The following is a 22087-nucleotide window of genomic DNA, read 5'->3' as shown; positions in this document are numbered from 1 at the left end:
TCAGCTCCCCATCGCGTGGACGCCGCCGTCGACGTGCACGATCTCGCCGGTCGTCGCGGGGAACCAGTCCGACAGCAGCGCGACGCACGCGCGGGCCGCGGGCTCGGTGTCCGCGAGGTCCCAGCCGAGGGGGGCCCGCTCGGGCCAGCTGTTCTCGAAGGCCTCGAAGCCCGGGATCGACTTGGCGGCCATCGTGCGCAGCGGGCCCGCCGACACGAGGTTGACCCGCGTGCCCTCCGGCCCGAGGTCGCGCGCCAGGTAGCGCGCCACCGACTCGAAGGCGGCCTTGGCGACGCCCATCCAGTCGTAGACCGGCCACGCGAAGCTGGCGTCGAAGGTCAGGCCGACGACGCTGGCGCGCTCCGCCATGAGCGGGCGCGCGGCCACCGCCAGGGACTTGAGGCTGTAGGCGGAGATCTGCAGGGCCGCCGAGACGTCCTCCCAGCTCGCCGCCATGAAGTCGAAGGCGCCCTGCGGGGCGAAGCCGATGGAGTGCAGGACGCCGTCGAGGCCGTCGACGTGCTCGCGCACGCGATCGGCGAGGGCGTCGAGGTCCTCCTGGTCGGAGACGTCGAGCTGCACGACCGGCGCCGGCTGCGGCAGGCGCCGGGCGATCGCCTGCGTGATGCGCATCTGGCGGCCGAAGGAGGTGAGCACGACCGTCGCGCCCTCCTGCTGCGCCACCTGCGCGACGCGGAAGGCGATCGACGCGTCGGTCAGGACCCCCGTGATGAGCAGTCGCTTGCCGTCCAGGATCCCCATGCGCGTGCCGTCCCTCTCGATGTCGCGGTGCTCGTGGTGTCTCGTGCTGCTGGGCGCCCCGGCGACGGGCCGGGGCTCGGGGTGGCGGTGGGTCAGTGCCCCATGCCGAGGCCGCCGTCCACGGGGACGACGGCGCCGCTGATGTAGGCGGCCGCCTCCGAGGCGAGGAAGACGCAGACGCCCGCCACCTCCTCGGGCTTCGCGAGGCGGCCGGCGGGGATGGCGGCCAGGTAGCCGTCCCGCGTCGCCTCCGGCAGGGCGGCGGTCATGTCGGTCTCGACGAAGCCGGGCGCGACGACGTTGGCCGTGATGCCGCGCCCGCCCAGCTCGCGCGTCACCGAGCGCGCGACGCCGACGAGGCCCGCCTTGCTGGCCGCGTAGTTGACCTGGCCCGGCGACCCGTAGAGGCCGACGACGCTCGACACGAGCAGCACGCGCCCGCGGCGCAGCCGCACCATGCCCTTGGTGGCGCGCCGCACGCAGCGGAAGGCGCCCGTGAGGTTGGTGTCGACGACGTCGGTGAAGTCGTCCTCGCTCATGCGCAGGAGGAGCTGGTCCTTCGTCACGCCGGCGTTGGCGACGAGCACCTCCACCGGCCCGTGCTCGGCCTCGACCTTCGTGAACGCCTCGTCGACGGAGGCGCCGTCGCGGACGTCGCAGGCGACGCCGAGGACGCCGTCGGGCGCCTCGCCCGTGCGCGTGGTGACGGCGACGCGGTCGCCGGCCGCCACGAACGCCTCGGCGATGGCCCGCCCGATGCCCCGGTTGCCGCCGGTGACGAGGACGCTGCGGGGCTCGGGCACGCGGGGACCTTCCGTCGGGGGCGGCGCCGGCCGGACGGCCGGAGCGCTGGTGCGGTCGCGGACGCTACCCGAGGGGGACCGCCGGTGGCGCCCCCGCCACGGCCCGCCGGCGGGCTCCCGCCGGAGGACGTCGCCCGGCCGCATCCCCGCCGGTGGCACCCCCCGCGCGCCCGCGCGCGGGCGCGGATTACCGTAGTGGGCGTGGTCTCCACCAGCGCCTCGGGCGCTCAGCGGACCGCACCCGGCTCGCGCGGGCGCGGTCCCACGCCGTCCCTCCCGCCCTCCGCCGACCGCTCGGCGAGGGCGCGCCGCCCGCACCGCGACGACGCCCCGGTGCAGCGCATCACCACCGCCCCCGTGGGGCAGCGCCAGCACCAGCACCAGCAGATCGGCCGCTACCTGTGGTCCATGGGCGTGCGCACGGCGTGCTTCGTCGTCGCCATCGTCCTCGCCCAGGCGGGGTACATGGCGCTCATGTGGCTCTTCGTCGCCCTCGCCGTGGTCCTCCCCTACATCGCCGTGCTCGTGGCGAACGCCGGGCGCGAGACCGTCGGGCCCACGACGACCCAGGTGACGCCACCCGCGCGACCCTCGCTCACCGCCGCGCCGCCACGGCCGCAGCCCGAGCCGCCGCTCGTCGGCGAGGTCTTCCAGGGCCCGGTGGTCGAGGGCGACGTGGTCGACGCCGACGAGCCCACCGCCTCCGGCGCCGGCCGCGCGGGCACCGGCACCGGCAGCACCGGCGCGGGACCGAGGACCTGGGAGGCGGAGCGGCTCCGTCCGCCGGCCGACGGCGGCGACCGCCGCAGCGCCGCCTGACGGCTCGCCGCGCGCGCACCCGCCCCCGTGGTGGTGCGCCCGCTCCGGCCGGGTCACCGACGGCGGGCCCCCCGGTGGGGTGGTCGTGCCCCCGGACGGGCGACGCCGCCGCTCCGGGGCCGCGAGAGCCCGCGGTCGCCAGGTGTCCCGTGCCATACTCGACCTCGGCGCCGCCCGTCCCCCCCGTCGGGCGCGCGTCGACGACGCCGGGCGGCGTCTCCCCCGTCGCCGCCCGGCGTCGTCCTCGTTCGCGGCCCTGTGTGAGACCCGGCGTCGTGCGCTCTCCGGCGCTGTGCCGTCTCGACGGCTGGGCACCGGGCCCGTCGAGGGCGACGGAGCGGTGGGAGGACACTGGGCCCGTGCCCGACTCCCCCGGCAGCCCGACCCCGCCACCGCCGGCGGCCCCCGGCCGCGGCCCCGCAGGCCCGCTCGTGTGCAGCGCCCGCGGCTGCCGCGCCCCCGCCGCGTGGGGCCTGCGCTGGAACAACCCCCGGCTGCACGCGCCGGAGCGGCGCAAGACGTGGCTCGCCTGCTCCGACCACCGGGAGCACCTGTCCACCCACCTCGCCGAGCGGTCCTTCCTGCGCGAGGTCGTCGCCGTGGACGAGCTGCCGGGCGGTCGGGAGTAGCCCGTGCGCTTCCTGCTGACGCCCCGCTGGCTCGCCGGCCTCGCCCTGGCGGTCGCCTTCGCGCTCGTGTGCGTCTCCCTCGGCCTCTGGCAGTGGGACCGCCGCACGGCGCGGCACGCGGCCAACATGCTCATCACCGAGAACTACGGGCAGCCGGCGGTCGACCCCGCGTCCCTGCTGCCCCCCAGCGGTGGGCTCCTGCCCACGGCGGACGAGTGGCGCCCGGTGGAGGCCACCGGCCGCTACCTGCCCGAGGGCACCGTCCTCCTGCGCCAGCGGCCCCTCGACGGCACCAACGGCTTCCACGTGCTCGTCCCGCTGCTCCTCGACGAGAGCACGACGACGAGTGAGGGGACGACCGGCGACGGGTTGAGGCGTGCCCTGCTCGTCGACCGGGGCTTCCTGCCCTCCGGCGACGACGCCGGGGCCGTCGACGTGCCCCCGCCCCCGGCCGGAGAGGTGACGACCGTCGTGCACCTGCGCCCCGCCGAGGAGCCCTACGGGCAGGCACCGGCCGGGCAGACGCGCACGATCGACCCGGCGGGGCTGGCCGGGCGGGCCCCCACGAGCGGGGCGCTCGACGCCGTCGGGGCGCAGCTCGTCGGCGGTGCGTACGGCGTGCTCGCCGAGGAGGTGCCCGCGGCGTCCCCGGCGCCGCAGCTCCTCCCCGCCCCGCCCGTCGACGAGGGGCCGCACCTGTCCTACGCCTTCCAGTGGTGGGTGTTCGCCGCCGGCGGCTTCGTCGGGTACGGCGTCGTCGCGCGCCGCCACGCCGCCGACCTGCGCGCCGAGGCCGCGGGCCCGGGGACGGGCACGGGCGACGGGCCGGACCCGGACGAGCGGCCGGAGCGCCGCGACGGCGCCGAGCCAGCGCGCCGGCGCCGGGCGCCCCGGCGGCCGAGCGCCGAGGAGGAGGAGGACGCCCTCGTGGACGCCGCCGAGCGCGACGGGCTGGTCCGAGGTGCGGGCGAGCGGTCGGCGCTCGAGGACGGCGCGGCGGGGCGCCGCTAGGGAGCCGGGCGAGGAGCGGGGGGACGCCGCCCGCCCGCCGGCCCTGCGGCCCCGTCGCCGCGGTCGAGGTCGACCCCCTCGGCGTCGTCCGCCGCGTCCCCCGGGGGCCCGCCGGCCCCGACCAGCTGGGTGCGGTGCAGCACCGCGTACGGGCCCCCCTGCGCCAGCAGCTCCTCGTGCGTCCCGGTCTGGACGACGCGGCCGGCGTCGACCACGGCGATGAGGTCGGCGCTGCGAACGGTCGAGAGGCGGTGGGCGATGACGATGCTCGTGCGCCCCTCGAGAGCCCGCTCGAGGGCCCGCTGCACGGCCGCCTCGGAGCGGGAGTCGAGGTGCGCCGTCGCCTCGTCGAGGACGACGACGTCCGGCGCCTTGAGGAGCAGGCGCGCGAGGGCGACGCGCTGCTTCTCGCCGCCCGAGAGCCGGTGGCCGCGGTCGCCGACGACCGTGTCGAGGCCCTCCGGCAGGTCGCGGACGACGTCGAGGACCTGCGCCGCCTCGAGCGCCGCGAGCAGCTCCGCCTCGCTCGCCCCCGGGCGCGCGTAGAGGAGGTTGGCCCGCACCGTGTCGTGGAAGAGGTGGGCGTCCTGGGTGACGACGCCGATGCGGTCGTGCACCGACGCCAGGCGGGCCTCGCGCAGGTCCACGCCGCCCACGAGGACGCGCCCCTCGGTCGGGTCGTACAGGCGCGCCACGAGGGCCGTGGCGGTGGTCTTGCCGGCCCCGCTGCGGCCCACCAGGGCGAGCACCTGCCCGGCGGGCACGTGGAGGTCGACGTCCGCGAGGGCGGGGCCGCCCTCGGGACCGCCGTGCGTCGCGGCCCCCGCACGCGCCTCCCCGGCCGCGTCGTCGTCCGCCGGCGGCGCGTCGTCCGCCGTCACGCCCTCGAGCGAGCGGAGCCCGCCCTCCCCCGCGCGCGGGTAGGAGAAGCCGACGCCCTCGAGCCGGACGTCGAGGGGCCCCTCGGGCAGGTCGACCGCGCCCTCGACCTCGACGAGCGGCGAGGGCAGGTCGAGCACCTCGAAGACGCGCTCGAAGCTGACGAGCGCGCTCATGACGTCGACGCGCACGTTGGCGAGCGAGGTGATCGGCCCGTACAGGCGCCCCATGAGCGCCGCCAGCGCCACGACGGTGCCGACCTCGAAGCGACCGCCGATCGCCAGGAGGCCGCCGACGCCGTAGACGAGCGCCGTCGCCAGCGCCGTGACGGTCGTCAGGGCGGTGAAGAAGACGCGGTTCGACATGGCGATGGACGTGCCGATGCGGCGCACCCGGTCGGCCCGTTCGCGGAACTGCTCGTCCTCCTCGTCGGGCCGCCCGTAGAGGGTGACGAGCAGGGCTCCGGCCACGTTGAAGCGCTCGGTCATGCGCGTGCCGAGGTCGGCGTTGAGCTCCATGGACCGCCGGGTCAGGCCCGACAGGCGCCGACCCACGCGGCGGGCCGGCACCCAGAACAGCGGGAGGAGGAGCAGCACGGCGAGCAGGAGGACCGGCGCCTGGCTGAGGACGACGCCGCCCGCGAGCACCAGGAGGACGACGTTGGAGACGACGGACTGCAGCGTCGTCGTGAAGGCCTGCTGGGCGCCGCTGACGTCGGTGTTGAGCCGGGTCACGAGGGCGCCGGTCTGCGCGCGGGTGAAGAACGAGACGGGCTGGCGCTGCACGTGCGCGAAGACGGACGTGCGCAGGTCGTAGATGAGGCCCTCCCCGATGCGGGAGGAGTACCAGCGCTGGGCGAGGGTGATGCCGCCCTCCACGAGGGCGAGCGCGGCCACGACGCCGGCGACGCCCAGGACCACCCCGCGGTCGCCCGCGACGACGCCGCGGTTGATGAGCACGGCCAGCAGCAGGGGCGTCGCGACGGCGGCCGCCGAGCTGAGGACGACGAGGACGAGGAACACCGCGAGCTGGCGGCGGTAGGGCCGGGCGAGGTCGCCGATGCGCCGCCACGTCTCACGGCTGACGCCGCCGCTGCGCAGCGACGGGTCCCGGGTGAAGCTCCGCAGCGTCGTCCACGACGCGCCGTGGCTCACGCGGCGCCCTCACGCGGCGCAGCCGGGGCCGGCGGCGCCCCGGCAGCCCGCGCCGTGCGCGCGGGGCTCAGGAGGACGCGCGGCGCCGGGTGCTGCCGCCCCGCCCGCGCAGCGCGGTGCCGCCCTCGCTGAGCAGCCGGTGGACGAACCCGTACGACAGGCCCTCCTCGCCGGCGAGCTGGCGGATGCTCGAGCCCTCGCCGTACCGGGCGCCCAGGCGCTGCTGCAGCGCCGAGCGCTCGTCGGCGCTCATCCGGCGACGGCTCGCCGCCGTGCCCGCCGCGCGAGCGTCCTCGCCCCGCTCCGACCCGTCCGGCGTCGCTGCCACGACCGACCTCCTCGACCCACCGCTCCGAGCGGCCCCGGCGGCCGCCTCCCCCGGCGGCCGCCCCACGGCCCCGCCGGGCGCTCACGGGATCATCACCCCGCGCACCGACGACGGCCACCCGGGCGCCCGCCGCGCCGGCGTCGCCCCGTCCCGCCCTCAGGCCAGCTGGACGAGCTCGGCGTACGAGGGGTTCCACAGGTCCTCCGTGCCGTCGGGCAGCACGACGACGCGCTCGGGCTCGAGCGCCTCGACGGCGCCCTCGTCGTGCGTGACGAGGACGACCGCGCCCTCGTACCGCTGCAGGGCGCCGAGCACCTCGGCGCGCGACGCCGGGTCGAGGTTGTTCGTCGGCTCGTCCAGCAGGAGGACGTTGGCGGCCGAGACGACGAGCGTCGCCAGCGCGAGGCGGGTCTTCTCGCCGCCGGAGAGCACCGACACCGGCTTGTCGGAGTCGTCACCGGTGAAGAGGAAGGAGCCGAGGACGCTGCGGACCTCGGTGTCCCCGAGGTCCGGCGCCGCCGTCCGCATGTTCTCGAGCACCGACCGGTCCGGGTCGAGGGTCTCGTGCTCCTGCGCGTAGTAGCCGAGGCGCAGCCCGTGGCCGGGGACGACCCGGCCCTCGCCGTCGCTCCGCTCGACGCCGGCGAGCATGCGCAGCAGCGTCGTCTTCCCCGCGCCGTTGAGGCCGAGCACGACGACGCGGCTGCCCTTGTCGATCGCGAGGTCGACGCCCGTGAAGACCTCGAGCGAGCCGTAGGTCTTGCTGAGGTCCACCGCGGTGACCGGGGTGCGCCCGCAGGGCGCCGGCTGCGGGAAGCGCAGCTTGGCCACGCGGTCCTGCTGGCGCACGTCCTCGAGCCCGCTGACGAGCTTCTCGGCGCGCTTGGCCATGTTCTGCGCGGCGACGGCCTTGGTGGCCTTCGCCCGCATCTTGTCGGCCTGCGCCATGAGCGTCGACGCCTTCTTCTCGGCGTTGGCGCGCTCGCGCTGCCGGCGCTTCTCGTCCGTGGCCCGCGCCGCGAGGTACGCCTTCCACCCGACGTTGTAGACGTCGACCACCGACCGGTTGGCGTCCAGGTGCATGACCTTGGTGACGACGGCCTCGAGCAGCTCGACGTCGTGGCTGATGACCACGAGGCCCCCGTTGTGGCGGGCCAGGTGCTCGCGCAGCCAGGAGATGGAGTCGGCGTCGAGGTGGTTCGTCGGCTCGTCGAGCAGCAGCGTCTCGGCGCCGGAGAAGAGGACGCGGGCGAGCTCGACGCGGCGGCGCTGGCCCCCGGAGAGGGTCTTCAGCGGCTGGTCGAGCACGCGCGGGGGCAGCGCCAGGTTGGCCGCGATGGCCGCGGCCTCGCTCTCGGCCGTGTAGCCGCCCTGCGTCGTGAAGTCGGCGTCCAGGCGCGCCCACCGCGCCATCGCCTTCTCCCGGACCGCCTCGTCGTCGCTCGCCATCCCCACCTCGGCGGTCCGCAGGCCCGCGACGATCCGGTCGAGGCCCCGCACGGCGAGGATCCGGTCGCGCGCCAGGACCTCGGGGTCGCCGGCGCGCGGGTCCTGCGGCAGGTACCCGACGGGCCCGCTGCGCGTGATGGTGCCGCCCGCGGGCTGCGTCTCCCCCGCCAGCGTGCGGGTCAGCGTCGTCTTGCCCGCCCCGTTGCGGCCGACGAGCCCGACCCGGTCGCCCGGGCCGACGCGGAAGGTGGCGCCGCCGAGCAGCAGGCGCGCTCCGGCGCGCAGCTCGACGTCCTGTGCAGTGATCACGTGGGCCCTCCGGGGCGGTGCGCCGGCGCTCGCGGGGCGCGGCGTGGTGCGGTCTCGATGGTACGGACGCCGCCGCCCTGCTCAGGGCGACGACGGCGGGACGCCCCAGGCGTCCCGGACCTCGGCGCGGACGGCGCCGACGTCGGGGGCCAGCGCGTCGAGGACGCGCCGGCGGGGGTCGGCCCGGACGTCCAGGTCCTGCCGCGGCAGGGCCGCGACGTGGGCCAGCGCGGCCGGCAGGAGCTCGAGCGCCCGCTCGACGAGCGGGCGGTCGCCCCCCACGGCGAGCAGGTCGGGGCGCCCGGCACCGCCCGCCGGCGCCCAGACCCGGCTGGCCGCGGCGACGGCGTCCCGGACGAGGCCCTCGGCCTGGCCCGCTCGCCGCCGGGCGAAGCGCTGCTGCGACCACCCGCCGGCCGCCGTGCGGGACTGGACGCGCGCGGTGCGCACCCGGGAGGAGAGCACCTCGGGCCCGGCGGCTCCCGTCCGCACGAGCGCCACCACCGCGCCCCCGCGGCGCAGCAGCAGGACCGCTGCCGCGCGCGGGACGACCGCGCGGGCAACGACCTCCTCGGCCGCCAGCGCCTCTCCCGCCGGGCGTCCGCCGTCGAGGTCGGCACCCGGGCAGGACAGGCGCGCCCCGGCCCCGTCCGGGGCGCGGAGCAGCGCGCTCCCCCCGCCGCCGGCGACGAGGCGGCCCGGGCCGCCGTGGGAGGCGGCGAAGCGCTCGAGCCACCCCTCGAAGCGGGCGAGCGGCACCAGCGCGGTCCGGCCGGGCGCCCGGCCGCCGGCCGAGGGCCCGGGCCCCGTGCCGCCCGCGGGCCCCGCCGCGGGAGCGCTCAGATGTTGAAGCCGAGCGCGCGCAGCTGCTCGCGCCCGTCGTCGGTGATCTTCTCCGGGCCCCACGGCGGCATCCAGACCCAGTTGATGCTGTGCCCGGCGACGACGTCGGCCAGCGCCGCGGCCGTCTGGTCCTCGATGACGTCGGTGAGCGGGCAGGCCGCCGACGTCAGCGTGAGGTCGAGCACCGCGTGGTTGGACTCGTCGACGGTGAGGCCGTACAGGAGCCCGAGGTCGACGATGTTGACGCCGAGCTCGGGGTCCATGACGTCGCGCAGCGCCTCCTCGACGTCGGCGACCTCGGCCGGGGTCGGGCCGGTCGCCGCCCCCGAGGGGGCGGTCGCGGTCTCGGTGGGTGCGGTGGTCTCGCTCATGCGGTCCTCCCAGGGACGGGCGGTGCGGTGGTCGCGGTGGTGCGGGCGCTCAGGACGCCGCGACCGCCTGGACGAAGCGGTCGTAGCCGTTCTCCTCGAGCTCGTCGGCCAGCTCGGGGCCACCGGTCTCGGCGACGCGGCCGGCGACGAAGACGTGGACGACGTCGGGGCGCACGTACCGCAGGATCCGGGTGTAGTGCGTGATGAGGAGCACGCCGACGTCGCCGCCGGCGCGGACGCGGTTCACGCCGTCCGAGACGATCTTCAGCGCGTCGACGTCGAGGCCCGAGTCGGTCTCGTCGAGGACCGCGAACCTCGGCTTGAGCAGCTCCATCTGGAGGATCTCGTGGCGCTTCTTCTCGCCGCCGGAGAAGCCCTCGTTGACGTTGCGCTCGGCGAAGGCCGGGTCCATCTTCAGGTCGCCCATCGCCGTGCGGACGTCCTTGACCCAGTGGCGCAGCGCGGGCGCCTCGCCGTCCAGCGCCGTCTTCGCCGTCCGCAGGAAGTTCGAGACGGTGACGCCCGGCACCTCGACCGGGTACTGCATGGCGAGGAAGAGGCCCGCGCGGGCGCGCTCGTCGACGCTCATCGCGAGCACGTCCTCGCCGTCGAGCGTCACGGTGCCGCCGGTGATCGTGTACTTCGGGTGGCCCGCGATGGAGTAGGCGAGCGTGGACTTGCCGGAGCCGTTGGGGCCCATGATCGCGTGGGTCTGCCCCGACTCGATGGTGAGGTCGACGCCGCGGAGGATCTCCGTCGGCTCGCCGTCGGTCTCGACGCTCACGTGCAGGTCGCGGATCTCGAGGGTGGCCATGTCAGCTCTCCTTCGCGGGCGCGCCGGGCGCGCCGGTGGTCGTGGGGGTCGGGGTGGTGCTCTCGTCGTCCGTGCTCGCGCCGTCCGGGCCGGCCTCGACGTCCACGAGGACGTCCTCGCCGTCGACGGCCACGCGGTAGACGGGCACCGGGCGCGTGGCGGGCAGCCCCGAGGGCCGCCCCGTGCGCAGGTCGAAGCGGGAGCCGTGCAGCCAGCACTCGAGGGCGCAGCCCTCGACGGCGTCGTCCTCGCCGTCCGAGAGCAGCACGGCCTGGTGGGAGCACTCGTCGCCGAGCGCGTGGTAGCCGCCGTCCTCGTCGCGCACGACGACGACCGGCAGCAGCGTGCCGGCCGCGTCGGGGACGTCGACGGCGCGCAGCGACCCCGGCTGGAGGTCGCCGGCGGCGAGCACCCGGACGAGGCTCATGCGCCACCCGCCGGGGCGCCCGCGGAGGACGGCGCGGCGGCCAGCGCCGGCTCCGCCGCGGCGTCCGCGGGGGCGGCGACGCCGGCCACGGGGCCGACCGCCAGGTCGAGCTCGGCCTCGATGGCCGTCATGACCCGCTCGGTGACTGCGGGCACGCCGATCCGCTGGACGACGTCCGCGAAGAAGCCGCGCACGACGAGGCGCCGGGCGACCTCCTCGGGGATGCCGCGCGAGCGCAGGTAGAACAGCTGCTCGTCGTCGAAGCGACCGGTGGCGCTGGCGTGGCCGGCGCCCTCGATGTCGCCCGTCTCGATCTCGAGGTTCGGCACGGAGTCGGCGCGGGCCCCGTCGGTGAGGACGAGGTTGCGGTTGAGCTCGTAGGTCTCGGTGCCCTGCGCCGCCGCGCGGATGAGGACGTCGCCGATCCACACGGTGCGGGCCGTCTCGCCCTGCAGGGCGCCCTTGTAGCGGACGTCGCTGCGGCAGCGGGGCTCGGCGTGGTCGGCGAAGGAGCGGTGCTCGAGGTGCTGGCCGGAGTCGGCGAAGTAGACCCCGAGCATCTCGGCGTCACCGCCCGGGCCGGCGTAGCGGGCCGTCGAGGACAGCCGCACGACGGAGCCGCCCAGGGTCACGGCGATGTGCCGGTACCGCGCGTCGCGGCCCACGCGCGCCTCCTGCTGCGAGACGTGGACCGCGTCGTCGTCCCACAGCTGCAGGCTGACGACCGTGAGCTCGGCGCCGTCGCCGACGACGACCTCGAGGGCGTCCGCGTGCGCGCCCCCGCCCGTGTGCTCGACGACGACGACGGCCCGCGAGTGGCGCTCGGCCTCGACGACGAGGTGGCCCGCGCCGCGGCGGCCGGCGCGGCCGACGACCGAGACGTGCACCGGCTCGTCGAGCTCGACCTCGCGCGGGACGCGCACGTGCGTCGCCGTCGGCGACGCCGCGTCGGCCAGGGCCGCAGCCCGGTCCTCCGGTACGAGGGCGCTCCCCCGCACGCCCTCGCCGCGCCCGAGCTCGCCGACGTGCACGCCGTCCGGCGCCTGGACGCTGACGTCGCGCGCGTCCTCGTCGGCGGGGGCGTCCTCGAGCAGACCGCCGAGGCGGTCCAGCGGGGTGAAGCGCCAGACCTCCTCGCGGCCCGTCGGCACGGGGAAGTCGGCCGGGTCGAAGGACCGCGGGCGCTCGCCGCGCGAGGCCTCGAGCACGGCCTCACCGGCCTCGGCCACGCGGGCGGCCGCCGTGTCGTAGCCGGGGCCCGGGCTGCGCGACGAGTCGAGCGTCACGGCGGCGGGCGCCTCGGCGGCGTGGTCGACGGCGTGCTCCTGGCGGGCGTCCACGGCGTCGGCCACCTGGGCCGCCGCCTCGTGGTCGGCCTGGCGCGTGTCGGGGGTGCTGATGACGGACCTCCGTGCTCGTGGGGCGGGGTGCTCGTGCAGCGGCGCCCGGTGAGGGCGCGCAGGGGGGCGCTCGGGAGGTGCGGGGGCGGCGGGCGTCCCGTCGCCCTCGCACCACCGCCGCCGGTCGCCCGGGAGGGGCGGCCGGCGGCGGCATGGGCTCGGTCGTCAGCCCACCGCGCCCTCCATCTGCAGCTCGATGAGGCGGTTGAGCTCGAGCGCGTACTCCATGGGCAGCTCGCGCGCGATGGGCTCGACGAACCCGCGCACGATCATCGCCATGGCCTCGTCCTCCGTCATGCCGCGGGACATGAGGTAGAAGAGCTGGTCCTCGCTCACCTTCGAGACGGTCGCCTCGTGGCCCATCGCGACGTCGTCCTCGCGGACGTCGACGTAGGGGTAGGTGTCCGACCGGCTGATCTGGTCGACGAGGAGCGCGTCGCAGCGGACGGTCGACGCCGAGTGATGGGCTCCCTCGAGGACCTGGACGAGCCCCCGGTAGGACGTGCGCCCGCCCCCGCGCGCCACCGACTTGCTGACGATGGAGGACGACGTGCGCGGCGCCGCGTGGACCATCTTGGCGCCGGCGTCCTGGTGCTGGCCCTCGCCCGCGAAGGCGATGGACAGGGTCTCGCCCTTGGCGCCCTCCCCCATGAGGAAGACGGCCGGGTACTTCATCGTCACCTTGGAGCCGATGTTGCCGTCGATCCACTCCATGGTGGCGCCCTCGGCGGCGGTGGCCCGCTTGGTGACGAGGTTGTAGACGTTGTTCGACCAGTTCTGGATGGTCGTGTAGCGGACGCGGGCGTCCTTCTTCACGACGATCTCGACGACGGCCGAGTGCAGCGAGTCGCTCTTGTAGATCGGCGCCGTGCAGCCCTCGACGTAGTGCACGTACGAGCCCTCGTCGGCGATGATCAGGGTGCGCTCGAACTGGCCCATGTTCTCGGTGTTGATCCGGAAGTAGGCCTGCAGCGGGATGTCGACGTGGACGCCCGGGGGCACGTAGATGAAGGAGCCGCCGGACCAGACCGCCGTGTTGAGCGCGGCGAACTTGTTGTCGCCGGGCGGGATGACGGAGCCGAAGTACTCCTTGAACAGCTCCTCGTGCTCGCGCAGGCCCGTGTCCGTGTCGACGAAGATGACGCCCTTCTCCTCCAGGTCCTCGCGGATCTGGTGGTAGACGACCTCCGACTCGTACTGCGCCGCCACGCCCGCGACGAGGCGCTGCTTCTCCGCCTCCGGGATGCCGAGGCGGTCGTAGGTGTTCTTGATGTCCTCGGGCAGGTCGTCCCAGGAGGTGGCCTGCTTCTCCGTGGACTTCACGAAGTACTTGATGTTGTCGAAGTCGATGCCGTCGAGGTCGCTGCCCCAGCTCGGCATCGGCTTGCGCCCGAACATCCGCAGCGCCTTCTGCCGGGTGCGCAGCATCCAGTCGGGCTCGCCCTTGCGGGCCGAGATGTCCGCGACGACGTCCTCGTCCACGCCGCGGCGGGCGTTCGTGCCGGCGAGGTCGGAGTCGGCCCAGCCGTAGGTGTAGGTGCCGATGCCCTCGAGCTCGGGGTTCAGTGCTTCGACGTCGGTGCTCATCCGCGGGGTCCCTCCGGACTGCTCGGGGTGCGGCGGACCGCCGGGCCGAGGGCCCGGCGTGGTGCGCCGCTCGTGGTGGTGCCGTGCTGGGCCGATCGCTGCTGGGTCGATCGCTGCTGGGCCGGGTGGTGCTCGTCCGGCCGGTCGTGCTCGGGCGGGGCGGTCGGGACGTGCGTGGTGCACACGCGCCCGCCGGCGCCCAGGGTCGCGAGCCGGCGGGTGCCGACCCCGAGGAGCTCGGAGAAGGCCTGCGTCTCCGCCTCGCAGAGCTCGGGGAAGGCGGCCGCGGCGTGCTGCACCGGGCACCTCCCCTGGCACAACTGGACCGCGGCGACGCCTGTTCCCGTGTCGACGGGCCGGGCGCTGGCCGCGAAGCCGTCGCGCCCCAGGGCCCCCGCGAGGGCGCGGGCGCGGTCCGTGACCTCCGGGCCGGCCGCCCGCACCTCCGCCGCGTACCGGTCCCGCAGCTCGTGGGCGCGGTGCTCGGCGTAGGCCCGCACCCCCGCCCGGCCGGTCGTGGCCGCCAGGTGGTGCAGGAGGTCGACGGCCAGGTCGGCGTGCCCGTCCCGCTCCCCCGCCGGCGCGGAGGCGCGGCGCGTGGCCACGAACTCCTTGGGCGGGCGCCCGGGTCCGCGGGGCCCCGGGCCGGGACGGGCGTCCCGGCCGGTGACGAGGCCCTCGGCCGCCATGGCGTCCAGGTGGCGGCGCACGGCCGCGGCCGTGAGCCCGAGGACGCGCGCCACGCCCCCCGAGGTGACGGGCCCGTGCTCGACGACGACGGCGAGCACGCGCTCGCGCGTGGTCACCTCGCCCGAGGTCCCGCCCGCGGAGCGGGAGGCGCCGTCCGTTTTCACGACGCCAGTGTGACGAAACCCCGCGGGGGGCGTCCAGTGAGGCTGCCCTCACCCGTCGCCCCCCTCGCCCGTCGCTCGCCCCTCCCCCTCGGACGGGTGGCTCGGACGAGGCGGGGACGGGCGGGGCCGGGGCGCCGACCTAGACTCGCCCGCCGTGGGTGGTCCTCCGGACGGCTCCCCGTCCGGGGCCGCGCTGCGCGTGCGCGGCCTCGTCAAGCGCTACGGCGCGCGCACCGCGGTCGACGGCCTCGACCTGGACGTCGCCGCCGGCTCCGTCACCGCCCTGCTCGGGCCCAACGGCGCGGGCAAGACGTCCACCGTCGAGTGCTGCCTCGGGCTGCGCCGGCCGGACGGCGGGAGCGTCGAGGTGCTCGGCGCCGACGTGCTGCGCGCCGCCTCCGACCCCCACCACCGGGCCGCCGTGGGGGCCATGCTGCAGGACGGCGGCCTGCCGACCTCCGCGCGCCCGATGCGCCTCCTGCGCCACCTCGCCCGCCTGCACGCGCGCCCCCGCGACGTCGACGCCCTCGCCGAGCGGCTCGGCCTGCCGGCCTTCGCGCGCACGTCCGTCCGCCGGCTCTCCGGCGGGCAGCGCCAGCGGCTCGCCCTCGCGGCCGCCCTCGTGGGCCGCCCGCGGCTGCTCTTCCTCGACGAGCCGACGGCGGGGCTCGACCCGGCCGCCCGCCTCGTCGTGTGGGACCTCGTCCGCGAGGCCGTCGCCGAGGGGGCCGGCGTGCTGCTGACGACGCACGACCTCGACGAGGCCGAGCGCCTCGCCCAGCACGTCGTCATCGTCGACGGCGGCCGCGCCCTCGCCACCGGGGCGCCCGGCGTCCTCACCGCCCGGTCCACGGCGTCGCTGCGCTTCACCGCCGGCCCCGGTCTCGACCTCGGGCCGCTGCGCCAGGCCCTGCCCGAGGACGTCGTCGTCAGCGAGGCCGCGCCCGGGTCCTACGTCGTCTCCGGCGACGTCGACCCGCAGGTGGTCGCCGGCGTGACGTCCTGGTGCGCCCAGCGCGGCGTCATGCCGGACGCCCTCTCGGTCGGCCGCCCGAGCCTGGAGGAGGTCTTCCTCGACCTCACCGGACGGAGCCTGCGGTGAGCCGCCCCGGCCCGGGGCCGAGCTCCAGCCGGGGCCCTGGCGCGACCGGGACGGCCGGGGGCGGCCCGGCGGCCGCCCCGCTGCTCGCCCGCGTCGCGGCCCAGGCCCGCTGGGAGGCGGGGACCATGCTGCGCAACGGCGAGCAGGTGCTGCTCACGCTCGTGCTGCCGGCGCTCGTCCTCGTCGGTCTCGCCCGCACCGAGGTCGTCGACCTGGGCCTCGCCGCGGGCGAGCGCCCCGTCGACGTCGTCGCGCCGGGCGTCCTCGCCCTCGCCGTGCTCTCCACGGCCTTCACGGGCCAGGCCATCGCCACCGGCTTCGACCGCCGCAGCGGGGTCCTGCGCCTGCTCGCCACGACGCCGCTGGGCCGCGGCGGGCTGCTCGCCGGGCGGGTCCTCGGCGTCCTCGCCGTCGAGGTGGTCCAGGTCGTCCTGCTCGGCGCGGTGGCCGTCGCCGTCGGCTGGCGCCCCGACCCGCTGGGCCTGCTGCCCGGCGCGCTGCTCGTCCTCGTGGCCACCGCGGCGCTGACGGCGCTGGCGCTCCTGCTCGCGGGCGTCCTGCGCGCGGAGGCGGTCCTCGCCGTCGCCAACCTCGTCTGGGCCGCGCTCCTCGTCGGCGGCGGCCTCGTCGTCCCGGCCGCGGCGCTGCCGGGCCCGTGGGCAGCGCTCGTGCACGCCCTCCCCTCCGGCGCCCTCGGCGAGGGCCTGCGGCGCGCCTCGGCCGACGGCGGCCTCGACGTGACGGCCCTGCTCGTCCTCCTCGCCTGGGCCGTCGTCGCCGCGCTCGCCGCGCGCCGCTGGTTCCGCTGGGACTGAGCGCGCCCGCCGGCAGCGGCGTCGGGCGGCGCCGGCCCCTCACCTACCCTGGGGCGGTGAGCTCCTCTCCGGTCGCCGCGCGCCCCGCGCGCTCCACGGCCCCGGCCGTCGGCGGCCGTCCGCCGCGCTGGGTCGTCGCCGTCCTCGTGGCCAACCTCGTGGCGCAGGTCGGCATCGTCGTCACCGGCGGGGCGGTGCGCCTCACGGCCTCGGGGCTCGGCTGCCCCACCTGGCCCGAGTGCAGCGTGGGCTCCTACACGCCGGTCTACACGCCGGAGATGGGCGTCCACGCGGCCATCGAGTTCGGCAACCGCCTGCTCACCGGCGTCGTCACCCTCACGGCGCTGGCCGCCCTCGCCGCCGTGAGCCGGCTCGTCCTCACCGGCCGTCGGCCGGCCGGGCTGCTGCCCCTCGCCGCGGCGCCGCTGGTCGGGGTGGTGCTGCAGGCGCTCATCGGCGGGATCACCGTCCTCACCCGGCTGCACCCGGCCACCGTCGCCACCCACTTCCTCGTCTCCATGGCGCTCGTGGCGGCCTCCACCGTCCTGCTCCTGCGCGTGCGCGAGGGCGCCGACGGCCCGCCGCTCCCCCTGGTGCCGCGCGCGCCCCGGGTCGTCGCGCGCAGCGCCGGCGTGGTGCTGGGGGCCGTGCTCGTGCTGGGCACCGTGGTCACCGGCTCCGGCCCGCACTCGGGGGACGCCGAGCACCCCGTCCGGCTCGGCTTCGACACCGAGGTCGTCTCCCGCCTCCACGCCGACGCCGTCGTCCTCCTCCTGGCGCTCGTCGTGGTGCTCGCCGTGCTGCTGCGGCGGGCGGGCGCGCCGCGGCGTCCGCGACGGCGCACCGCGGCGCTGCTCGTCGTCCTCCTCGCGCAGGGGGCGCTCGGCTGGGTCCAGTACGCCACGGGCCTCCCGGAGGTCCTCGTCGCGGGGCACATGCTCGGCGCCGCGCTCGGCGTCGTCGCCACCACGGCCCTCCTGCTCTCCCTGCGCGAGCGGCGACCCTCCGCCCCCGCCTGACGCCCGACGGCGCTGTCACGCAGCGCAGCACGTGTGAGCAGATCGTGACCGGATCGGTCTCTCGCACCCGCACCGCGCCGCCGATGATCGGGGCATGGACCGACGACACCAGGACCGTTCCCGGCCTCTGACGAGCTCCCGCCCCGCCGTGCCCGGGCCCGTGCGACGCACCCGGGCCGCCCGGGCGGCGGCTGCGGCCGCCGCGCTGGCCCTCCTCGCCGCGGGCTGCGGCGACGACGTGACCGCCGGCCCCGCGTCCTCCTCCCCCGTGGCGGCCTCCTCGCCGGTCTCCGACGCCGCCGCCGCGACGGGCGCGCCCACGACGGAGCCGGGCACCACGGACCCGGGCACCACGGACCCGGGCACCACGGACCCCATGACGACCGACGGGCCCGCGACCGACGCGCCCGCGTCGTCCGCGCCGGCGTCCGAGGACGGGGGCGACGCGGCGGGCGAGGCCCCGGCGGACGTCGGCACGGCGCCCTCGGAGGAGGCGGCCACGGGCGCCGGCCTCTCCGTCGTGGACGTGCGCACGGGGCGCCACGAGGGCTTCGACCGCGTGGTCGTCGAGCTGGCGGGCGACCCCGCCGGCCTGCCCGGCTGGTTCGCGCACTACGTCGACGAGCCCTCCCAGCAGGGCTCCGGCGACCCCGTGGCCGTCGAGGGCGAGCGCTTCCTCGAGGTCGTCGTGCGCGGCCTCGGGTACCCCTTCGACACCGGGCAGGACGAGCTCGTCGGGTCGGTCGAGGGGCAGGGCACCGCCCTCGTCCGCGAGGTCGCGGTGGGCGCGGTCTTCGAGGGGCAGGCCCAGGTCCTCGTGGGCCTGGACGCCGCCGCCGACGCGCCGTACCGCGTCACCCGCCTGTCCGACCCGGCCCGCGTCGTCGTCGACGTGCTGGGTTGAGCCGGTCGAGGGGAGCTGACCGCCGGGAGGGCGCACGCCCTCCCGGCGGTCCTCACCGCCGGGGAGCCGTCACCACCAGGGGACGAAGGGGTCCGCGCCGACGGCGAGGAAGAGCAGGCTGAGGTACGAGATCGACACGTGGAAGACCCGCATGGCGCCGGCCGTGGCGACCGGCTCCGTCGAGGAGTCGGCCAGGCGGGCGCGGCGGCGCAGCGCGTGGGCCTCCAGGAGGAACCAGGCGCCCAGGACCACGGCGCCGAGCGTGTAGACCGGGCCCGTCCCGGCGACGGGCACGAGCAGCAGCGAGCACGCGACCATCGCCCAGGAGTAGGCGAGGATCCGGCGGGCGACGAGGGTCGGGCGCTCGACGGCGCCGAGCATGGGCACGTCGACGCTGCTGTAGTCGCGGGCGTAGCGCATCGACAGCGGCCAGTAGTGCGGCGGCGTCCAGAGGAAGATGACGCCGAAGAGGACGACGGCGGGCCAGTCGAGCCCGCCCGTGACCGCCGACCAGCCGATGAGCACGGGCATGCAGCCCGCGGCGCCGCCCCAGACGATGTTCTGGGAGGTGCGCCGCTTGAGGCCGAGCGTGTACACGAAGAGGTAGAAGGCGATCGCGGCCACCGCGAGGGCGGCGGACAGCGGGTTGACGAGCAGGGCCAGCCACGCCGTCGAGAGCACGCCGAGCCCGACGCCGAAGACGAGCGCCTCCCGGGGGGTCACCTCGCCGGTGACGAGCGGGCGCTCCCGCGTCCGGTCCATGCGCGCGTCGATGTCGCGGTCCACGTAGCAGTTGAGCGTGTTGGCGCTCCCGGCCGCGAGGGCGCCTCCCACGAGGGTGGCGAGCACGAGCCCGACGGGCGGCAGGCCCCCGGCGGCGAGCAGCATCGTGGGCACGGTGGTGATGAGCAGGAGCTCGATGATGCGCGGCTTGGTCAGCGCCAGGAAGGCGGCGGCCCGCGAGCGCCCGGGCCGGCCCGAGGGGTGCAGGGGCCCGCTCGCGGCGCCCCCCGCCGAGCCCGGCCGGCCGGCGCCCCGGGGCGCGGCGGCGGGGCCCGCGGCGGTCTCGGCGCGCAGCGGGTCGGTCGCTCTCACAGGGGCCTCGTCCGATCGGTCGGGGGTGGGGCGCACGTCGTGGCGTCCGGGGCGGCACCCGGGCTGGGCGTGCGGGCTGGGCGTACGAGCGGGAGCCTGCGCCGCCGCGCCCGCCCGCGCACCGGTCCCGCCGGTGCGCCTGCTCCGGTGCCGATCGTACGCGCCCGTCCCCGGGCGCCCGGGCGGACCCGCCCGCCGGACGGCAGCCGGACCCGCCCGCCGGACGACGCGCGGGGGCGACGGCCGGCGTCGCCCGAGGGGTGGGCGCGCGCGGGCGCCGCGAGGGCCGCGCCACTAGGGTCGCTGCGGGTCCCGGGCGGCCCCGGGCACGGCCCTCGCGAGAGGGCCCCGGGGGACGTCCGCACCCGGTCCCTCGCTCGGGGCGGGCGGGAAGCCCCGCGGCCCCCCGTGCGCTGCACCGGGGGCGGCGGCCCGAGCGCCGGGCGGGACCCGCCGGGGCCCGGGCCGACGGGCCACTGACCGAGCTCGTGCGCGGCACGGGCTGAGCACCGCGAGACGAGGCCGGCGCCCGGCACCACCGCCGGGGCGGCCGCGAGAGGACGCCCATGGACACCGAGACGACGGCCGGCTCCTTCACCTGGAGCGACGCCGACCAGCGCGCCGTGGACACCGTCCGCGTGCTGGCGGCCGACGCCGTGCAGAAGGTCGGCAACGGCCACCCCGGCACGGCGATGAGCCTGGCCCCCGCGGCCTACCTGCTCTTCCAGAAGGTGATGCGCCACGACCCGGCGGACTCCCACTGGCACGGGCGCGACCGGTTCGTGCTCTCCGCCGGGCACTCGAGCCTCACCCTCTACATCCAGCTGTACCTGGCCGGCTACGACGTCTCCCTCGAGGACCTCCAGCAGCTGCGGACCTGGGGCTCGAAGACGCCGGGCCACCCGGAGTTCCGCCACACCGACGGCGTCGAGATCACGACCGGCCCGCTGGGCCAGGGGCTGGCGAGCTCGGTCGGCATGGCGATGGCCGCCCGCCGCGAGCGCCACCTGCTCGACCCGGACGCCGCGCCCGGCGAGAGCCCGTTCGACCACACGATCTACGTCATCGCCTCGGACGGCGACCTCCAGGAGGGCGTCACCTCCGAGGCGGGCTCCCTCGCGGGCCACCAGGAGCTCGGCAACCTCGTCGTCATCTACGACGACAACCGCATCTCCATCGAGGACGACACCGACATCGCCTTCAGCGAGGACGTCCTCGCCCGGTACGCCGCCTACGGCTGGCACACCCAGCACGTCGACTTCACGAAGGGCGGCGGCTACGCGGAGGACCCGGCCGAGCTGCACGCCGCCATCACGAAGGCGCGCGAGGAGACGAGCCGCCCCTCGATCATCAAGCTGAGCACGGTCATCGCGTGGCCCGCGCCGACCATGCAGGGCACGGGCGCCTCGCACGGCGCCGCGCTCGGCGACGACGAGGTCCGCGCCACGAAGGAGGTCCTGGGCTTCGACCCCGACCGCACCTTCCAGGTCGACGACGAGGTCCTCGAGGTCACCCGCTCGAGCACCGAGCGCGCGAAGGGCGTCCGCGCCGCGTGGGAGGAGCGCTACCAGCAGTGGCGCTCGGCCAACCCCGAGCGGGCCGAGCTCCTCGACCGCATGTCGGAGCGCCGCCTGCCCGAGGGCTGGACCGACGCGCTGCCCGTCTTCCCGGCCGGGAAGGACGTGGCGACGCGCTCGGCGTCCGGCGACGTCCTCTCCGCCCTCGCGCCCGTGCTGCCCGAGCTGTGGGGCGGCTCGGCCGACCTCGCCGGGTCCAACAACACGACGATGGAGGGCGTCAGCTCCTTCGTCCCGGCCGGCAAGGCCACGAAGAAGTTCCCGGGCGACGAGGGCGGCCGCACGCTGCACTTCGGCATCCGCGAGCACGCCATGGGCTCGATCCTCAACGGGATCACCCTGCACGGCGGCACCCGCGCCTACGGCGGCACCTTCCTCGTCTTCAGCGACTACATGCGCCCCGCCGTGCGCCTGGCGGCGCTCATGGCGGTCCCGACGATCTACGTCTGGACGCACGACTCCATCGGCCTGGGCGAGGACGGCCCGACCCACCAGCCGATCGAGCACCTCGCCGCGCTGCGCGCCATCCCCGGCCTCGACGTCGTCCGCCCCGCGGACGCGAACGAGACGGCGTGGGCCTGGCGCGGCGTCCTCGAGCGCACCGACCGCCCGGCCGGCCTCGCCCTCACCCGCCAGAAGGTCCCGACCTTCGAGCGCGGCGACGGCGCGGCGTCCGGCTCGACGCTCGCGTCGGCGGAGGGCGTCCTGCGCGGGGCCTACGTCCTCGCCGAGGCCGACGGCGGCGAGCCCGACGTCGTCCTCGTGGGGACGGGCTCCGAGGTGCAGATCGCGATGGCGGCGCGCGAGCAGCTGGCCGCCGAGGGCGTGCGCGCCCGCGTCGTCTCGATGCCGTGCCGCGAGTGGTTCGACGAGCAGGACGACGCCTACCGCGAGTCCGTGCTGCCGGCGGGCGTGCGCGCCCGCGTGTCCGTCGAGGCGGCCGTGGCCCAGGGCTGGCGCGACGTCGTCGGCGACGCCGGCCGCACCGTCTCCATCGAGCACTTCGGCGCCTCGGCCGACTACGAGACGCTGTACCGCGAGTTCGGGCTGACCGGCGAGGCCGTCGCCGAGGCCGCCCGCGACTCCCTGCGCGCCGCCCGCGGGGGCGACTCCCCCGGCGGCGCCGGCACGACCCC

The 22087-nt window shown here is 77.0% G+C and carries 21 protein-coding genes; 8 read left to right on the top strand and 13 right to left on the bottom strand.

The features are described 5' to 3' along the window. Nucleotides 1-762 (bottom strand): enoyl-ACP reductase FabI, encoded by a 762-nt coding sequence (gene fabI / locus WDV85_RS08840; RefSeq protein ID WP_339570256.1) that lies wholly within the window; start codon nt 760-762, stop codon nt 1-3. A 92-nt stretch (nt 763-854) separates the two neighbouring features. Continuing rightward, nucleotides 855-1565, bottom strand: coding sequence for a 3-oxoacyl-ACP reductase FabG (gene fabG / locus WDV85_RS08835; RefSeq protein WP_339570255.1), 711 nt, complete (start codon nt 1563-1565; stop codon nt 855-857). Between the two features lie 201 nt (nt 1566-1766). On the opposite strand from fabG, the gene WDV85_RS08830 reads away from it, so the two are divergent. The 3 genes from WDV85_RS08830 (at nt 1767) to WDV85_RS08820 (ending at nt 4024) form a co-directional block, all read left to right on the top strand. After that, complete coding sequence (locus tag WDV85_RS08830) at nt 1767-2384, top strand: DUF3099 domain-containing protein (protein ID WP_339570254.1); 618 nt, start codon at nt 1767-1769, stop codon at nt 2382-2384. A gap of 359 nt (nt 2385-2743) precedes the next feature. Continuing rightward, nucleotides 2744-3013 (top strand): hypothetical protein, encoded by a 270-nt coding sequence (locus WDV85_RS08825; protein WP_339570253.1) that lies wholly within the window; start codon nt 2744-2746, stop codon nt 3011-3013. A 3-nt stretch (nt 3014-3016) separates the two neighbouring features. Beyond that, entirely contained in the window at nt 3017-4024 is a 1008-nt protein-coding gene (locus WDV85_RS08820) for an SURF1 family cytochrome oxidase biogenesis protein (RefSeq protein ID WP_339570252.1), read from the top strand. Here WDV85_RS08820 and WDV85_RS08815 read toward each other — a convergent pair. From WDV85_RS08815 to WDV85_RS08770, 10 genes are all read right to left on the bottom strand, one after another. Continuing rightward, the gene (locus WDV85_RS08815) at nt 4021-6057 is read right to left on the bottom strand and encodes an ABC transporter ATP-binding protein (protein WP_339570251.1); all 2037 of its coding nucleotides are present in this window, start codon (nt 6055-6057) and stop codon (nt 4021-4023) included. The genes WDV85_RS08820 and WDV85_RS08815 overlap by 4 nt on opposite strands. A gap of 67 nt (nt 6058-6124) precedes the next feature. Next, nucleotides 6125-6385, bottom strand: a complete 261-nt coding sequence (locus tag WDV85_RS08810; protein WP_339570250.1) for a helix-turn-helix domain-containing protein — start codon at nt 6383-6385, stop codon at nt 6125-6127. Between the two features lie 156 nt (nt 6386-6541). Further along, the gene (gene abc-f / locus WDV85_RS08805) at nt 6542-8143 is read right to left on the bottom strand and encodes a ribosomal protection-like ABC-F family protein (protein WP_339570249.1); all 1602 of its coding nucleotides are present in this window, start codon (nt 8141-8143) and stop codon (nt 6542-6544) included. 81 nt (nt 8144-8224) lie between these two features. Next, nucleotides 8225-8902, bottom strand: coding sequence for an acVLRF1 family peptidyl-tRNA hydrolase (locus WDV85_RS08800; protein WP_339570248.1), 678 nt, complete (start codon nt 8900-8902; stop codon nt 8225-8227). An 80-nt stretch (nt 8903-8982) separates the two neighbouring features. Then, on the bottom strand, nt 8983-9357 hold the full coding sequence (locus WDV85_RS08795) for a metal-sulfur cluster assembly factor (RefSeq protein WP_298802811.1): 375 nt from the start codon (nt 9355-9357) through the stop codon (nt 8983-8985). Between the two features lie 49 nt (nt 9358-9406). Continuing rightward, complete coding sequence (gene sufC, locus WDV85_RS08790) at nt 9407-10171, bottom strand: Fe-S cluster assembly ATPase SufC (protein WP_339570247.1); 765 nt, start codon at nt 10169-10171, stop codon at nt 9407-9409. Nucleotide 10172: 1 nt separating this feature from the next. Next, nucleotides 10173-10598, bottom strand: coding sequence for a non-heme iron oxygenase ferredoxin subunit (locus WDV85_RS08785; RefSeq protein ID WP_339570246.1), 426 nt, complete (start codon nt 10596-10598; stop codon nt 10173-10175). Further along, nucleotides 10595-11950, bottom strand: a complete 1356-nt coding sequence (gene sufD / locus WDV85_RS08780) for a Fe-S cluster assembly protein SufD (RefSeq protein ID WP_339570245.1) — start codon at nt 11948-11950, stop codon at nt 10595-10597. The genes WDV85_RS08785 and sufD overlap by 4 nt, the downstream gene beginning before the upstream one ends. A gap of 213 nt (nt 11951-12163) precedes the next feature. Continuing rightward, a complete protein-coding gene (sufB, locus tag WDV85_RS08775; protein ID WP_339570244.1) occupies nt 12164-13585 on the bottom strand; it encodes a Fe-S cluster assembly protein SufB in 1422 nt (473 codons plus the stop codon). Further along, on the bottom strand, nt 13582-14439 hold the full coding sequence (locus WDV85_RS08770; protein WP_339570243.1) for a helix-turn-helix transcriptional regulator: 858 nt from the start codon (nt 14437-14439) through the stop codon (nt 13582-13584). The genes sufB and WDV85_RS08770 overlap by 4 nt, the downstream gene beginning before the upstream one ends. Before the next feature lie 154 nt (nt 14440-14593). Between WDV85_RS08770 and WDV85_RS08765 the strand changes: the two genes are divergently transcribed. From WDV85_RS08765 to WDV85_RS08750, 4 genes are all read left to right on the top strand, one after another. Continuing rightward, entirely contained in the window at nt 14594-15541 is a 948-nt protein-coding gene (locus tag WDV85_RS08765; protein WP_339570242.1) for an ABC transporter ATP-binding protein, read from the top strand. Beyond that, the gene (locus WDV85_RS08760) at nt 15538-16356 is read left to right on the top strand and encodes an ABC transporter permease (protein WP_339570241.1); all 819 of its coding nucleotides are present in this window, start codon (nt 15538-15540) and stop codon (nt 16354-16356) included. The genes WDV85_RS08765 and WDV85_RS08760 overlap by 4 nt, the downstream gene beginning before the upstream one ends. A 146-nt stretch (nt 16357-16502) precedes the next feature. Further along, nucleotides 16503-17375: a COX15/CtaA family protein gene (locus WDV85_RS08755; protein WP_445263276.1), complete on the top strand. Its 873-nt coding sequence runs from the start codon at nt 16503-16505 to the stop codon at nt 17373-17375. A gap of 94 nt (nt 17376-17469) precedes the next feature. After that, nucleotides 17470-18279, top strand: a complete 810-nt coding sequence (locus WDV85_RS08750; RefSeq protein WP_339570239.1) for an AMIN-like domain-containing (lipo)protein — start codon at nt 17470-17472, stop codon at nt 18277-18279. A gap of 69 nt (nt 18280-18348) precedes the next feature. Here WDV85_RS08750 and WDV85_RS08745 read toward each other — a convergent pair whose 3' ends face one another. Further along, nucleotides 18349-19269, bottom strand: coding sequence for a heme o synthase (locus tag WDV85_RS08745; RefSeq protein ID WP_445263275.1), 921 nt, complete (start codon nt 19267-19269; stop codon nt 18349-18351). Nucleotides 19270-19940: 671 nt separating this feature from the next. Between WDV85_RS08745 and tkt the strand changes: the two genes are divergently transcribed. Continuing rightward, on the top strand, nt 19941-22087 hold a 2147-nt coding region (tkt, locus tag WDV85_RS08740; RefSeq protein WP_339570237.1), incomplete at its 3' end, for a transketolase.

It is taken from the genome of Pseudokineococcus sp. 5B2Z-1 (assembly GCF_037482305.1).
Classification (GTDB): Bacteria; Actinomycetota; Actinomycetes; order Actinomycetales; family Quadrisphaeraceae; genus Pseudokineococcus.
Note: the sequence above shows the minus strand (reverse complement) of the source record. Positions and strands in the feature narration are given on the sequence as shown.

Bases quoted from the DNA above. Each gene is read 5' to 3' on its own strand.
- sufB (WP_339570244.1), bottom strand. From the start codon at position 13,585: ATGAGCACCGACGTCGAAGCACTGAACCCCGAGCTCGAGGGCATCGGC.
- WDV85_RS08795 (WP_298802811.1), bottom strand. From the start codon at position 9,357: ATGAGCGAGACCACCGCACCCACCGAGACCGCGACCGCCCCCTCGGGG.
- fabI (WP_339570256.1), bottom strand. From the start codon at position 762: ATGGGGATCCTGGACGGCAAGCGACTGCTCATCACGGGGGTCCTGACC.
- WDV85_RS08750 (WP_339570239.1), top strand. From the start codon at position 17,470: ATGGACCGACGACACCAGGACCGTTCCCGGCCTCTGACGAGCTCCCGC.
- WDV85_RS08785 (WP_339570246.1), bottom strand. From the start codon at position 10,598: ATGAGCCTCGTCCGGGTGCTCGCCGCCGGCGACCTCCAGCCGGGGTCG.
- sufC (WP_339570247.1), bottom strand. From the start codon at position 10,171: ATGGCCACCCTCGAGATCCGCGACCTGCACGTGAGCGTCGAGACCGAC.